The sequence below is a fragment of the Aquimarina sp. KJ22-3 genome (genome assembly GCF_055808215.1).
On record NZ_CM147859.1, the window covers coordinates 3495793 to 3510130 of the forward strand.

A 14338-nucleotide genomic window follows, 5' to 3' on the forward strand; every position below is an offset into this window, starting at 1 on the left:
AACAACCCTAAATAGTTCATAAAATCTATCCTAACCAACCATCGCGGTCCAGGCTCCTATATTGGATAGCTTCAGAAATATGATGCTCCTGGATGTCCTTGGCAGTTTCTAAATCTGCAATGGTTCTGGATACTTTTAAGATTCGATCATAGGCTCTGGCTGAAAGATTTAGTTTCTCCATAGCAGTTTTCAGCAAGTCTTTCGAAGAAGCATTTAACTTGCAAAACGCTCTAATTTGTTGTACTCCCATTTGCGCATTGTAATGGATTCCTTTCATCTCGGAAAATCGCTGACTTTGCATTTCTCGAGCAACAATAACTCTTTTCCGTATCTCTATACTGCGCTCTCCCCTTCTATCTTCGCTTAATTTATCAAAAGGAACAGGAGTTACTTCTATATGTATATCTATTCGATCCAATAACGGACCAGAAATCTTACTAAGATAACGTTGCATTTCTGCAGGAGAAGAAGTCACTGGAGAATCAGGGTCATTAAAATACCCTCCTGGACTCGGATTCATACTAGCGACCAACATAAAACTGGACGGATAAGTAACCGTAAATTTTGCTCTGGATATAGTTACTTCACGATCTTCTAAAGGTTGGCGCATGACCTCTAACACGCTTCTTTTAAACTCAGGGAGTTCGTCGAGAAAAAGAACACCATTATGAGACAGCGAAATTTCACCAGGTTGCGGGTAAGCTCCACCCCCTACCAGTGCAACGTCAGAAATAGTGTGATGAGGACTCCTAAATGGTCGTTGCGCCATTAATCCGATATTATCTTTTATACGGCCCGCTACACTATGGATTTTGGTAGTTTCGAGTGCTTCTTGTAATGACATTGGAGGTAAAATACTGGGCAATCGTTTACTCAGCATAGTTTTTCCACTTCCCGGAGGACCTACCAAAATAATATTATGCCCCCCTGCCGCAGCAATTTCCATACATCGTTTGATACTCTCCTGGCCTTTTACATCGGCAAAATCGTATTCTGGATTGTCTAAAGCAGCATAAAACTCATCTCTTGTATCGAGTTGAGTTGGCTCTAATTCTTCTTCTTCATTAAAAAAACGGATAACATCCTTTATGTTTTTTACACCGTAGACCATTAAATTATCTACTACGGCCGCTTCCTTTGCGTTTTGTTTAGGTAAAATAAAGCCTTTAAAACCTTCTTCTCTAGCTTTGATAGCGATGGGCAAAGCGCCTTTGATGGGTTGCAAATTTCCATCTAACGAGAGCTCCCCCATAATCATGTAATCCGCAACACGACTACCTTTGATCTGATCACTTGCAGCTAAAATCCCTATGGCTAAAGTTAAATCATAAGCAGATCCTTCTTTTCTAAGGTCTGCCGGAGCCATATTGATGGTGATTTTTTTACCTGGAAGTTTAAAACCTGTATTCTGAAGTGCTGCAGCAATACGATAACTACTTTCTCGAATGGCATTATCCGGTAACCCCACCAAATGATAGCCAATACCTTTATCAATATTTACCTCAACGGTAACCGTAGTAGCTTCTACCCCAAAAACGGCGCTTCCAAAAACTTTAATCAACATATATACCCAGTTTGCTTTTCAGCAAAGCTAGTATGCAACAGTTTCAAAAAATGGAACTGAGAAATCCGTTACCGTTATTTAACCGTAAATCGTTCTCTAACAGAAACTGGCGTCCCCTGATCAGAATACCCTTCTAAAACAATTTCGAAAGTCCCGGTATTGTTGGAAGTAAAGAAATCAATCTTAGTTTCTTCTTCCTGGAGTGCTATTTCTGGATGCCATAAGAGTTGATTCCTAAAATCCGGAATACGAGTACGACTATCCTGAACACCATTTTTATAGGCTTGCTGAAAGTATTTTTTCTTTTGTAACGGTTTAAAAAGAGGTACCTCTTGTATATAACTTTTGGCCATGGATTGATAATAATCCCCCTTCTCGGTTTCTATATCTACAATTCCTTGAAAAAGTAATGATCCTAGATAGTGCTTATCCCTTGAAACAGAAATTCTTTTCACTCTTCTAGCATCTAACTCTACTAAATCTGTATGATCCTGTATTAACATTCCATCCATAATTACCAAAGGCAAGTGTTCTGGTTCGTTATATGGAGGGTGTTTGTATCTCACCTGAAATACATACTTCTCATCATTAACCTTCTTTATCCATACATTTTCTACAACTTCAACAAATGTTTCTCTGATCGTTGGGAAACGGGTGTAGGCGTCAAGATCATAAATATCTACATCACTACCATAAAATGGAGCAATTTCTTTGGCAGGGTATAATGTATCAGGTTTCACACTGAAATATCTATTTCGGATTTGATTATAAACGCTACGTTTTACAATCATATCTTTCATCGCTTTGGTGATTTGAAAACGATCAAACTTCAAATCCTTATAATCCAAAGAAGTAGCAGGTTGCAGTGTAATATCATACTGATTTTCGTTCCCCAACACCTGGATGTACCCGTTATCCTCTGCATATTGTTTATCCAAATTGAAACAAAAATTTCCATCTTTATCTGTTGTAGTTACCTTGACATCATAATCCTGTCCAGGAACAGAAAACCCTATTTTTTGATTTTCTACAGTGTGATTCGCTTCTTTTGATGTAATATTACCACATATTAATTCCCCTCTTAGCTCAGGAAGAACAACTGCATCTGCGTTTTCCTTAAAGGGTACACTCTTGGACAACCCTTGATAAGTATCCAAAGCCGTATTCTTTTTTGGAATGGCAATCGTATCCAGTTTTCTAACAGAAAGTGAGTAGCTACCACTAGATAACATTCCATTTTTTCTTTTTATCAGTAAACTTACTTGCTCCCTTTTATCAAACTCTTCTTTATTGGTGATAAGGTCTAAACCCGAAGTATTTTTGGACACCAAAGCTTCTTTGTTTAATGACATTCCAGAACCAGAAATAGAATCTGCCAAAACTGCCTTTTGATCCCCTTGATACGGATTAACGATAGCTATATCCCCTTGATAGAATACACTCACTCCAAAGTTTTTCATCCATTGTGTATATCCAATCAACTTATAGTTACCAGATGGCAAAGAAACTGGAATAAAGAAATCTCCTTGCCCTTGTCCTTTTTCTAGTTTGATTTTATGTCTAAAAATGACCTCTTTCTTTTCATTTACCAATTCAACATATCCCATCTTACTTAGGCTACTCAGTTTTTTGGATTTCGAATCCAGGCAATACACCTTGTAATACAAATACTCTCCAGTAAAAAGAAATGCTGTATTATGATGGACAAACACTCGTTCTTCTGGGATCGATTGATAAGCATTATCCGAAGATTGGCTATACATTGTTTGCTGAACAAACAAAGACGCCATGAAAATTAATAAAACAATAACTCTAGTCATTTAATATAATTTTTAATCCACCCAAAAATCTGGACGAACGTTGGTTCCTAAAACATTACAATCTGTACAAATCTGTGTAGTCAAAAAGTATTCACCTGAATTAGGATCAAAAGCAAAAACTCTAAACCCGCCTTCTACTCTACGAATAACCTCTCCTAAATCAGTTTCAGTATTTGAAATACACTCTATTGGAAAATCCGGGCGAAATGCATCCGGAAAAAAATCTTTCAACTCGACAAATATCCTTGCCGATGACACCGATGCTACATCAAAAAAGCCAAGTACATTCTCATCGGGATCGTTTACTGAAAGTATATTACCACTAACAAAGCCAGGCTGCACCTGAGAAAACAAACTTTCGGAATCCGAAAACTCCTTAAGCGTATTAAAAAATTGATTCGCCTCTGCAGACTGCACAAATTGCCTCACCAAAATACTGTATCGATCTCTTAATACTGTATTATCGGGCTCTATAAAATGTACTCTAAAACCGCTTACTCTATTTTCGGCCAATGTACTTGTTGTGGTTAAAATAATATTATTAGAAAATTGTGTGCGATAACAAACACGTTCTTCTCTTGATCTAGGCACCAGTTCTGCTTCTGGAGGATTTGAAGAAATAATATCTAACTCTATCTCTGACCAGAATGGAGGTACTGTCTGATACGTCTCTTCGAATTCATAACGATAAAAATTGGCATTCCCGGTAGGATCAAAACTATCTACAAGAATCCCTATCCCTTCTACTCCTTGGTCATTAACCACACGTTCTGCAAACAAATTATCAATTTGCGAGGTTTGTGGCAAAGTAGCAGAACGAGAAGCATAGGATCTTCCGTCTGCTGTGGTGATTTGCAGTTGGTAGCTACGACCTGCCGTTGCTGCAAATGTTGTAGAAGACACATATCTTCCTGGACTGGTCTCTACAAAAGAATAGGTAGTCTGTTGATCATCGGTCACGGTTACCGTAGCATTTTGTTCTGGAACTGGTTCATTATTTTCTAAGCGAAAAGTTCTGGACAAGAACACTTCTTGAGCTTTGAGTTCGTTAGTGATCGTCGACTCGATCACCAAGATATCTTCAAAATTCTGAGTCCCAAATTCAAACTCTTCAACACAACTACCAATCATAAGACCAAAACTTATGACGATCAAAAACCAAGTTATTTTTCTTTTTAATATCATTATCGTCTACATAAAATTAATCCTCCCAAAAATCGGGACGAATATTTGTACCTAATACATTACAATCTGTACATATAGGTGTCGTTAAAGAATATACGTTTGTCGTAGCATCAAAAGTGAACAACCTAAATCCTCCTTCGACCAATCTAATTATTTCTCTTATTTCGTTATCTGTTACCCCTCGTTGATTTAATAAAGTACATCTTACCTGAAAATCCGGACGAAACACTCCCGGTAATACATCTTTGAGATTCACAAAAACTCTTGCTGTAGATACCGAAGCGGCTTCAAAAAAACCTAACACACTATCATCTGGATTATCCACGGATTGCAAATTACCTTCGATAAAACCGGGTTGAATTTGAGTAAATAAACTTTCAGAATCCGAAAAATTGCTCAAAGTTTCATAAAACTCATACGCCTCTGCAGATTGTACGAACTGTTTTACCAAAATACTATATCGGTTACGAAGCACTGCATCATCTGGAGGTATAAAACGAACCACAAAATCCTTCACATTACTCTCTGCTAGAGCACCTGTTGTATTCAAAATAATGGAATTGGAAATATCAGTCCTGTAGCAAACACGCTCCTGTCTTGTTCGAGGTGCTACATCAATCACTGGAGGATCGTTTGATATAATTGCCAATTGTATACAGGAAAAGAAAGGAGGTATAATTTGATACGTTTCCTCAAACTCATAACGATAGAAATTTGCATTGCCTGTTGGATCAAAACTATCTACCAGGATTCCTACTCCTGCAATTCCCTGATCATTGATAATACGCTCTGCCTTGATATCATCTATTTGTGTTACTTGTGGCAGAATAACAGAACTTGATGCATAGGATTTCCCGTCTTGGGTAGTAATTTGCAATTGGTAGGATCTCCCCGGTTCTGCCGCAAAAGTGCTCGAAGACAAATACAACCCTGGACTCTCCTCTACAAATGAAAATGTGGTCCCCTGATCGTCCAGGATAAGTACAGTGGCGTTTTGTTCTGGTGCTGGACCTTCATTTTCTAAACGAAAGGTTCTGGAAATTGACACTTCTTGTAATTTCAATTCGTTTGTAATCGTGGATTCTACCACCAAAATGTCTTCAAAATTTTGTGTACCGAACTCAAACTCCTCCACACAGCCATTGCTCACTTGAGCAATCCCAGTAAGAACCAATAATCGATATGTATATTTTTTTAATATCACTTTTAAAGACAAAACATTTAATCTTCCCAAAAATCGGGTCTTATATTACTCCCCAAAGCGGTACAATCACTACAGCTTTTAAAAACCAATACAACACCACTTGTTCCTATCTGAACCAATTTCAATCCCCTAAGGGCCACAGCATCTACAATGCGTTGAACATTATCATTATCTATTCGTGTAAGCGTACAATTTGCCGGAAACGCAGGACGATCCGTTCTTGGAAACAAATCTCTTCGATTGATAAAGATTCTTTTTCTGAAACAGAGGTCACTTCAAAAAAGCCTAATACTTTATCATCTGGGTTGTTTACTGAAGTTACATTTCCCGTCACGAAACCAGGCTGAATTTGCGATAGCAAACTTTCTAAATCTGAAAAATCACTTAATAATTCAAAGAATTCATATGCTTCCTGAGACTGTACAAACTGCTTCACTAAAATACTATACCTTTCTCTAACTTTAAAATCGGATGGCGCTACAAAATTCACCATAAAACGCTCTACACTATTTTCATTTAATCCTGTAGTTTCGTTTAAAACAATTCTTTTCGAAAATTCTGTTTTATAGCATACTCGTTCTTCTCTCTCCCGTTGCACAACTTCGAATACCGGAGGGGTTCTGGAAATCACTCTAATGTCTTGGTCATTCCAAAATGGAGCTATGATTTGAAAAGTTTCTTCATATTCGTACCGATAAAAATCCGCATTACCTGAATCATCAAAGCTATCTACAAAAATTCCTATTCCTTCTTCTCCATCATCATTAATAATGCGCTCGGCATACAAATCATCAATTTGTGCTACTTGTGGGAGACTAACTTCTTTAGAAGTATAAGACTCTCCTCCTTCTGTAGTGATTTGAAGCTGATAATTTATACCAGACATTGCTCTAAACGCAACATCAGACACATAGTTTCCTGCTTCTGTTTCTGAAAAGGAATAGACATTTTGTTGATCATCCAAAATACTTACTGTAGCTCCTATCTCGGGTTTAGGACCTTCATTTTCTAATCGGAAGGTACGAGAAAGACCTACTTCTTGAGGTTTTAGCTCGTCTGTGATTCTGGAATCCACCACCAAAATATCTTCAAAATTCTGGGTACCGAATTCAAATTCTTCTACGCAACTATAGCTCACTTGCATAATTACAGTAAGAATTAATAAACGATATGTAAATTGTTTCGATATCACTTTAAAACATAAAACATTAATCCACCCAAAAATCTGGTCTAATATTACTTCCTAAAACATTACAATCACTGCATATTTTGTTAGTAAATTCATATGAATCAGAACTAAACGATCCCATAACTGCGATTAGCTTTAGTCCCCTCCGCTCAACAGCATCAATGACTCTTGCTACATCCCTGTCTGACTCCTGAAAAAAGGAACACGTAGCCGGAAACTCTGGACGTAATGATTCTGGAAACAAATCCAACCTATTGACAAATATTCTTTTTTCTGAAATTGGAGTGGCTTCAAAAAAACCTAAAACGTTCTCATTAGGATCTTCCACTGCCAGAATATTACCGGTTACAAAACCCGGTTGCAGTTGAGAAAACAAGCTTTCTAAATCCGAAAAATTACTTAATGTATCAAAAAACTCATGCGCCTCTGGTGTTTGAACAAACTGCCGTACCAGAATACTATACCGATCTCTTACTTTGACATCTGACGGTGTTAAAAAATGTACCATAAAACGTTCAACTCTGTTCTCCATCAAATCACTTGTTGTATTAAGTATAAACTGATTAGAACGTTCAGCTTTGTAACAAACTCTTTCTTCTCTTTCTCTAGCTACCAACTCTATTTGAGGAGGATTTCTAGAAATCACCTTTATATCCAGGTCAAACCAATGCGGTGGAATAGTTTGATAGGTTTCTTCATATTCGTATCGATAAAAGAATGCATTCCCCGTAGGATCAAAGCTATCTACAAAAAAACCTATACCTTCTTCTCCATCATCATTGATGATACGCTCTGCATACAAATCATCGATCGGTGTAGCCTGAGGCAAAATAACAGATCGAGACGCATACGATTTACCGCCTTGCGTCGTAATTTGAAGTTGATAACTCACTCCTGGTTCGGCCGCAAAAGCTACATTTGAAACATATTGCCCCTCTGTTGTTTCGGAGAATTGAAACACGTTTTGCTGATCATCGGTAACACTAACCGAAGCGCCGATCTCGGGTGCAGGCCCCTCATTCTCCAATCGAAAAGTTCTGGAGAGAGTAACCTCCTGGAACTTCAACTCATCAGTTATCCTGGCATCAACCACCAAGATATCCTCAAAGTTTTGTGTTCCAAAATCAAATTCTTCGACACAGTTATTGCATACCAAGGCAAGCCCGGACAGCAATAGCAATCGATATATTTTTTTAACCATCATATCAAAAAAATATCAGAATTTGAAGTTGTAGGTTATCGATGGTACCGGTATCGAGAATATTGAACTTTGTAGGGATTTTACTTCTCCATCTTCGGTTACAAAAAATACCGAGAATGGATTGTTACGCCCTAGCACATTATAAATCGATATGGTCCAGAAACTATGCGCTAATTTTTTCTTTTTATGATTTCCTTCAATATTAAATCCTAAATCCAAACGATAAAAATCCGGTATTCTGAATCGGTTACGATCACTAAACACTACGGTTTCTGATCCATTAAAAAAGAAATTTCCTACTGGAAATGTAACCGGTCTTCCCGTTTGATATACAAAATTGGCAGAAAGACTAAATCGTTTGGTAAACTTATAATTGGCCACCATACTAAAGTCATGAGGCTTATCAAAATTAGAAGGAAAAAATTCTCCATTATTCACCCTTTCTTCTGGGAATGGGCTATCCAACTTGATAAACGAACGAGAATAGGTGTACCCTAACCAACCATTTAATTTTCCTTTAGTTTTTTTCAACAGGAACTCTACCCCATATGCTTCTCCTTCTCCTTGCAATACTTCTGCTTCTATGGTCTCGTTAAGCAAGATTTGTGCTCCTGTTTTGAAGTCCAGAATGTTTTCTGACTCTTTATAAAACCCTTCGACACTTAACTCGTATAGATCGTCTTTAAAATTCTTGTAGAGTCCTAAAGAATACTGATTTGCTTGTTGCGGTTCTATATTGAGATCTGAAAGCTTCCAGGTGTCTATAGGAGATACAGTTGTGTTGTTGGACAAACGGTGTATGTATTGATACGTATTGTTAAAACTAGCTTTTATTGACAAGTCTGGTCGTAACAAATACCGCAAAGACAATCTGGCTTCGGGTCCGGTATAGGTCTCAATAACTTCATTTTTATCAAACTCCTGCGTTTCTAACAAAGTGGCTTCACTTCTAGGCCTGCCATCTTCATATATACGTTGCACTCCTTCTCCCAGCGCGTTAAAGACAGAGAATCGGAATCCAGCATCTACTGAAAACTTTTCAGAGAAATCTAACTTACCAGAAATAAATGCTGCAGATTCTAGCGCGCGTTCTTCGGGAATGGCCAATGGAGTAACAATCGATTGTTCATCAAAAGGATCTATTCTTCCTGGTTCGATAGCATATAATTTACTAGAAACACCGTAATCCAAGCTATACTTGTCATTAAAGGCGTGATTCATTTTGAGTTTGGCTTCTGTTTCTTCTACAGAGAACCCTAAATCGAAATTGTTATTCGCGCCTCCATCAAATTCTATATTGAACTTGTATTGGCTATTGTACAGAATTAGGCTTCCTTTATTATTATCATTAAAAGTATGATCCCATTTCAATGATAGTAATCTATTATTATAGATATACAATGAATCTGAAGTAATACTGAAATCATCTCTACTGATGTATCCTGTAGCACTTACTTTATTATTATCATTAAATCGATGGGTATATTTAACGTTTGCATCGTAGAAAGACGCTTCACTATCTTTTAACGATTCATCATCCAGGGATCTCAGAATATAATTTGCATATGCTCCTCTACCTCCGATTTGTAACGCAGACTTATCTTTAATCACAGGAATATCAAGAACCACATTTCCCGTAACAGGTCCTACAGATGCTTCTCCCCCAAACTTTTTGGTATCTCCATCTTTTAATTTAATATCAAAAACCGAAGACAATCGCCCTCCATACTCAGCTGGAATACTTCCTTTATACACCGTTACATCCTCAATAGAAAAAGGATTAAGTGCAGAGAAAATCCCAAAAAAGTGTTGTGGACTATAAATTACAGCATCATCTACCAAAATCAAGTTTTGATCAGACTTACCTCCTCGTACATTAAATCCAGCAGAGCCTTCTCCTGCTGTCGTAATTCCAGGTAATGCTGTAGCAACCTTGAATACATCTCGCTCTCCCAAAACTAAAGGGATATTTTTGGACTCCTCGACGTCTATTTTTTCTGCTCCTGTAATAGTTTCGGTAACATTCTTGCTTACCTTTCCTTCAAGAATAACCTCATCCAATTGTTCTAAGCTTTCATCCAGTTCGAAATCCAGTTCCCCATCATTATAGATAATGACACGTTTTCTGGAGTCTTGTATACCCACAGAACTCGTTTCTAAAATACTTTGTCCCGGAGGCAAATCAATCTGGTAAAAACCATTCTTATCTGTTTGTGTACCGATACTTGTACCAGAAACAACTATTGCCAAATTACCAATAGGTCTACCTGTTCTAAAATTGGTAACATATCCACTTAATGAATATCGTTCTCTTGTGCTATTGATATCTTCCTTACCTATTCTAAAAGTCTCTGTTCTGGTTGAAGATTTTTGCTCTACATAAAACGATGGATTGATATTCTTTTTTCTTGTGGTAACTGTATTCTCTACTACTCTTTCTCTGCCAAAAAAGTTTTCCGGCAATTCATCATAAATGACATTGTTTCTAATCAGTACAATCTCATTGTTTTCCAGAAGATAATAATTGAGTACAGTATCCTTGAAAACGGCATCTAACACTTCCTGTACAGATACGTTATTATAGTTTCCGGTTACTCTTTTATCTCCAAGCCATTCATCTACGAAGTAAAAATGATAATCGCTATTGGCTTCAATCTGTTGAATCACCTCTCCTATACTAGCATCGGTAAAGTTTACCGAAATTGTAGTTTGATTTTGTGAGAAGGTTACTTGAAATGAAAGAAGAATTAAAGTGTATAGTAACTTTCTCATAAATTAAGAATTATTTGTGTTGGAAATTAGACTTATCAATTTTTTGAATAATGCCGATCTAAAGGCATCTGGATTTGTTTTAAGAAGTTTTCTTGAAGAAGAATAATAATCATTTATATCTTCCTTGAGTTCAGGAAAAACATCCAAAACATCACTTTTGCTTTTTGCAGGATAGTACTTCTCTTTGTAGTAAACCACATAATTTACTTTACTTACAAAATCGTAATAAGATTGTCCATTTCTTACCCGCTTTTGTCGACCTTTACTATGTTTTTTTAATAAGGCAATTTTAGGATCTTGCAATAACACTTCGTAAAACCCATCTGATCCAATCTGTTTCATACTATCGTTAGCAACTCGAACAAACGGAGTTTTACCGATTTCAAAAGCATCTACTTTATCCTTTATTAATTGTAAGGCAATATCTGCGTATCCTTGTTTTAACTTTACGATAAGTTGGTCTTGATACACGTCATACTGCATCTGTAAATCGTAGTAATTGTTTCCATCATAAGTAACACTTCCTTCTAAAAAGTCCTCAACTTCAAAAAATCTATGTTTCTCTCCATTGGTACGATATCTATTAATAAAAACAGTACCGTTGTACAGATCTGTGTTTTGATTTCCGACAGAATTATCAAACCATTTGTAATAAGACTTTTTTCTGAATCTGTCTGTGCTTGCAAAGTGGTAAGCCCAGGAGTTAAAAATGAAAAAAAGTAGCCCGATAAGAAAAGAGTAAGTATTATTCACGCACATATAATTGATTTGGTGTAGTCAAACATGATTCATCACTAAGCATCCTCTTTGCATGGATGTAAGAAGAATGAAATGTTATGACTATGGTTGTTCCCTGACTATTTGAATTTTAAATATAGTTTAATAAAGTTTTATTAAAACCTCCCCTACATTAAAATAACATAACCTTAACAAGTAAAATTTGTAATCTAGAGTTGGTTTTAACGCTTTTATTACCCTTAAGACCCTATAAATGAAAAAGGTTGCCTACAATTTTCTTAAGAAAATCAAAAAAAGCGCTTTGTCTTTTCAATACACTAAATACTTTTGGGTAAACAATAGAGTACTACATTCGATAACAAAGGAAGTGCTGTTTGGGAGAAGATACAACAAAAGGTAGTACAGATTTATAAATATTCACCTTTGTTGTCAAGCTATAAAATATGGTAATCGTACAATAAAAAAGGAAAGCATAAAAAAGCAAGGGTCAAGTTTTGAGTTTTATATTACGTATGGATATCAAAACCTTTGCCTTGCTTTTATACAAATTACATAACAAACAATTATACAACTATTTCATGTTGAACCTGAAATAGTTTTTCGTTCAAAAATCTTAAGGTTGGTATTTTGTCCTTGGTATCTACCAAAATTGAAATATTGTTATTACTACCTCCATAAGAAACCATACGAACAGGTATATAGTTTAATATTTCGAATAGTTTATAGGAATTCTTATCATTAATTACCGACTCTCCAACAATACATATAATACTATGATTTTGTTCTACCGTTATTTCTGCATAACTCTCAATTTCCTTTACAATTTTATCTAGATTAGTGGTATCATCGATCGTTAAAGAAATTGCAATTTCAGAGGTAGTAATCATATCTATAGAAGTCTTATAGTTATCAAAAACCTCAAAAATCCTTCTTAAATACCCATGAGCCATTAGCATTCTGTTAGATTTAATTTTGATGGCAGTAATACCATCTTTTGCAGATATGGCTTTCAGTCCTTTTCTATATGTTTTATTAGAAATAATAGTTCCAGGAGCTTCAGGATCAAAAGTATTTTTTAGTAAAACCGGAATATCCTTATTCACGACAGGAGAAACCGTTTGTGGATGCAAAATTTTAGCCCCAAAATAAGCCAGCTCTGCAGCTTCGTTATACGTAAGATGAGATATCGGATGTGTTTCGTCAACATACCTAGGATCATTGTTGTGTAATCCATCAATATCCGTCCAGATCTGAACTTCTGAAGCATTTATGGCAGCTCCTATAATAGTCGCCGTATAGTCACTACCTCCTCTTTTCAGGTGACTTAGGTTACCTTCTTCGTTGATACAAACGAATCCTTGGGTAATATAAATCGTGGACTGAAGATTATCTGCCAGCACTTTGTTAATTTTCTTGCTTACTACAGCTATATCAGGATTCTCTACGGCACCTACTTGCATAAATTGCTTTGCATCTAACAGCACGTTGGAAACTCCAATTTCGTTTAAAAAACCAGAAAATATAAACGTAAGTATTGTTTCTCCGTAGGTAATGATCTGAGAGTTCACAATTTCAGAATAATCCTGATTAGCGATTTCAAAAAGTTCAGTGATCATAGAAGATAAACCTTCTTTTAATTGATCTTTAACCTCTTGGTTTTGGATCAACTCATCAATAACATCGCTATGTTTACTTTCAAGTCGGTGCAAACTTCTGGTGATCGCTTCAGTATCCTTCAACTTCACGCTTTCTACCAGGCGTACCAAATGATCGGTTACACCAGACATTGCAGAGCATACCACAATTTTTTCATCTTCATCTGAAGTAAGGATGTTTTTGATCTTATGTAAATTTTCAACAGATCCTACAGAAGTTCCGCCAAACTTTAAAATTTTCATCGACTATTCTTTTTGCGAATTATTTAACAGTGCATAGTTAGTTAATTCCGCACAGAGTGTAAATAATTTAAAAGAAAAAACATAAATTTGTACATTATGTTAAATATATAACAATGAAGACTATTACAGATTGCGTTCATAACATACTACGACATCAACCTTTTTTGGAGGATGCGTTATCAAGGGATATCATCAACTTCAGTTCTCTTGCGGTTGATCTTCTTCCTCAAGTAGAAAAAATAATGAGAAAACCTGTAAAACCGGGATCGATAGTAATGGCTTTACGCCGTTATCACCCAAGGCGTATCAAACATATTGACAACTTGAGGAATCTAGGAGATATTGTCGTAAGATCCGGAATTACCGAATATACTTTTCTAAATTCGAATACCATTTTAACCAGTCAATCTAATCTACTAAATAGTGTAAAAGATGAAACCAAAGCATATTTTACCTATTCAAGTAATTTTCAAGAAAGCAATATTCTAGTTTCCTCTTCTTTGAAAGAGACTGTAGAAAAACATTTTAAAAAAGAAACCTGTATTTCTATTGCCGATAATTTGTCTTCGATGTCAATTGCGCTACCCGAGGACAACTCCAAAGTGATAGGACTCTATTTTTACTTATTCAAACTATTGGCTTATGAAGGCATTCCTGTATTCGAAGTCATCTCGACTTCAAATTACTTTACACTTTTCCTGGAGAAGGATTATGTAAACAAGGCCTTCTTACTCATGAATGAAATTAAAGAAAACTAAAAAACCCCG

Annotated in this window: 10 protein-coding genes; 1 reads left to right on the top strand and 9 read right to left on the bottom strand. The window is 36.2% G+C overall.

The window, feature by feature from the left end:
• Positions 1-25: 25 nt before the first annotated feature.
• The 9 genes from AC0L3Q_RS16070 to AC0L3Q_RS16110 form a co-directional block, all read right to left on the bottom strand.
• The gene (locus AC0L3Q_RS16070; RefSeq protein WP_473280970.1) at positions 26-1564 is read right to left on the bottom strand and encodes a YifB family Mg chelatase-like AAA ATPase; all 1539 of its coding nucleotides are present in this window, start codon (positions 1562-1564) and stop codon (positions 26-28) included.
• A gap of 74 nt (positions 1565-1638) precedes the next feature.
• Positions 1639-3384, bottom strand: a complete 1746-nt coding sequence (locus tag AC0L3Q_RS16075) for a hypothetical protein (protein WP_473280972.1) — start codon at positions 3382-3384, stop codon at positions 1639-1641.
• Between the two features lie 12 nt (positions 3385-3396).
• Positions 3397-4539 carry a DUF4249 domain-containing protein gene (locus tag AC0L3Q_RS16080; RefSeq protein WP_473280974.1) on the bottom strand — a complete coding sequence of 381 codons (1143 nt, stop codon included), beginning with the start codon at positions 4537-4539 and terminating at the stop codon, positions 3397-3399.
• 46 nt (positions 4540-4585) lie between these two features.
• Positions 4586-5803 carry a DUF4249 domain-containing protein gene (locus tag AC0L3Q_RS16085; RefSeq protein WP_473280976.1) on the bottom strand — a complete coding sequence of 406 codons (1218 nt, stop codon included), beginning with the start codon at positions 5801-5803 and terminating at the stop codon, positions 4586-4588.
• Between the two features lie 142 nt (positions 5804-5945).
• Positions 5946-6917, bottom strand: coding sequence for a DUF4249 domain-containing protein (locus AC0L3Q_RS16090; RefSeq protein WP_473280978.1), 972 nt, complete (start codon positions 6915-6917; stop codon positions 5946-5948).
• A gap of 64 nt (positions 6918-6981) precedes the next feature.
• Positions 6982-8166, bottom strand: a complete 1185-nt coding sequence (locus AC0L3Q_RS16095) for a DUF4249 domain-containing protein (RefSeq protein WP_473280980.1) — start codon at positions 8164-8166, stop codon at positions 6982-6984.
• 12 nt (positions 8167-8178) lie between these two features.
• Positions 8179-10935, bottom strand: a complete 2757-nt coding sequence (locus AC0L3Q_RS16100) for a carboxypeptidase-like regulatory domain-containing protein (RefSeq protein WP_473280982.1) — start codon at positions 10933-10935, stop codon at positions 8179-8181.
• 3 nt (positions 10936-10938) lie between these two features.
• A complete protein-coding gene (locus tag AC0L3Q_RS16105) occupies positions 10939-11694 on the bottom strand; it encodes a hypothetical protein (protein WP_473280984.1) in 756 nt (251 codons plus the stop codon).
• A 542-nt stretch (positions 11695-12236) separates the two neighbouring features.
• Positions 12237-13571, bottom strand: coding sequence for an aspartate kinase (locus AC0L3Q_RS16110; protein WP_473280986.1), 1335 nt, complete (start codon positions 13569-13571; stop codon positions 12237-12239).
• A 113-nt stretch (positions 13572-13684) separates the two neighbouring features.
• Between AC0L3Q_RS16110 and AC0L3Q_RS16115 the strand changes: the two genes are divergently transcribed.
• Positions 13685-14329 carry a hypothetical protein gene (locus AC0L3Q_RS16115; protein WP_473280988.1) on the top strand — a complete coding sequence of 215 codons (645 nt, stop codon included), beginning with the start codon at positions 13685-13687 and terminating at the stop codon, positions 14327-14329.
• The last annotated feature ends 9 nt before the right edge of the window (positions 14330-14338 follow it).

What these genes read in the sequence shown, in the direction of transcription:
- AC0L3Q_RS16070 (WP_473280970.1), bottom strand. Translation starts at nt 1,564, where the DNA reads ATGTTGATTAAAGTTTTTGGAAGCGCCGTTTTTGGGGTAGAAGCTACT.
- AC0L3Q_RS16075 (WP_473280972.1), bottom strand. Translation starts at nt 3,384, where the DNA reads ATGACTAGAGTTATTGTTTTATTAATTTTCATGGCGTCTTTGTTTGTT.
- AC0L3Q_RS16090 (WP_473280978.1), bottom strand. Translation starts at nt 6,917, where the DNA reads ATGCAAGTGAGCTATAGTTGCGTAGAAGAATTTGAATTCGGTACCCAG.
- AC0L3Q_RS16095 (WP_473280980.1), bottom strand. Translation starts at nt 8,166, where the DNA reads ATGATGGTTAAAAAAATATATCGATTGCTATTGCTGTCCGGGCTTGCC.
- AC0L3Q_RS16100 (WP_473280982.1), bottom strand. Translation starts at nt 10,935, where the DNA reads ATGAGAAAGTTACTATACACTTTAATTCTTCTTTCATTTCAAGTAACC.
- AC0L3Q_RS16105 (WP_473280984.1), bottom strand. Translation starts at nt 11,694, where the DNA reads ATGTGCGTGAATAATACTTACTCTTTTCTTATCGGGCTACTTTTTTTC.
- AC0L3Q_RS16110 (WP_473280986.1), bottom strand. Translation starts at nt 13,571, where the DNA reads ATGAAAATTTTAAAGTTTGGCGGAACTTCTGTAGGATCTGTTGAAAAT.
- AC0L3Q_RS16115 (WP_473280988.1), top strand. Translation starts at nt 13,685, where the DNA reads ATGAAGACTATTACAGATTGCGTTCATAACATACTACGACATCAACCT.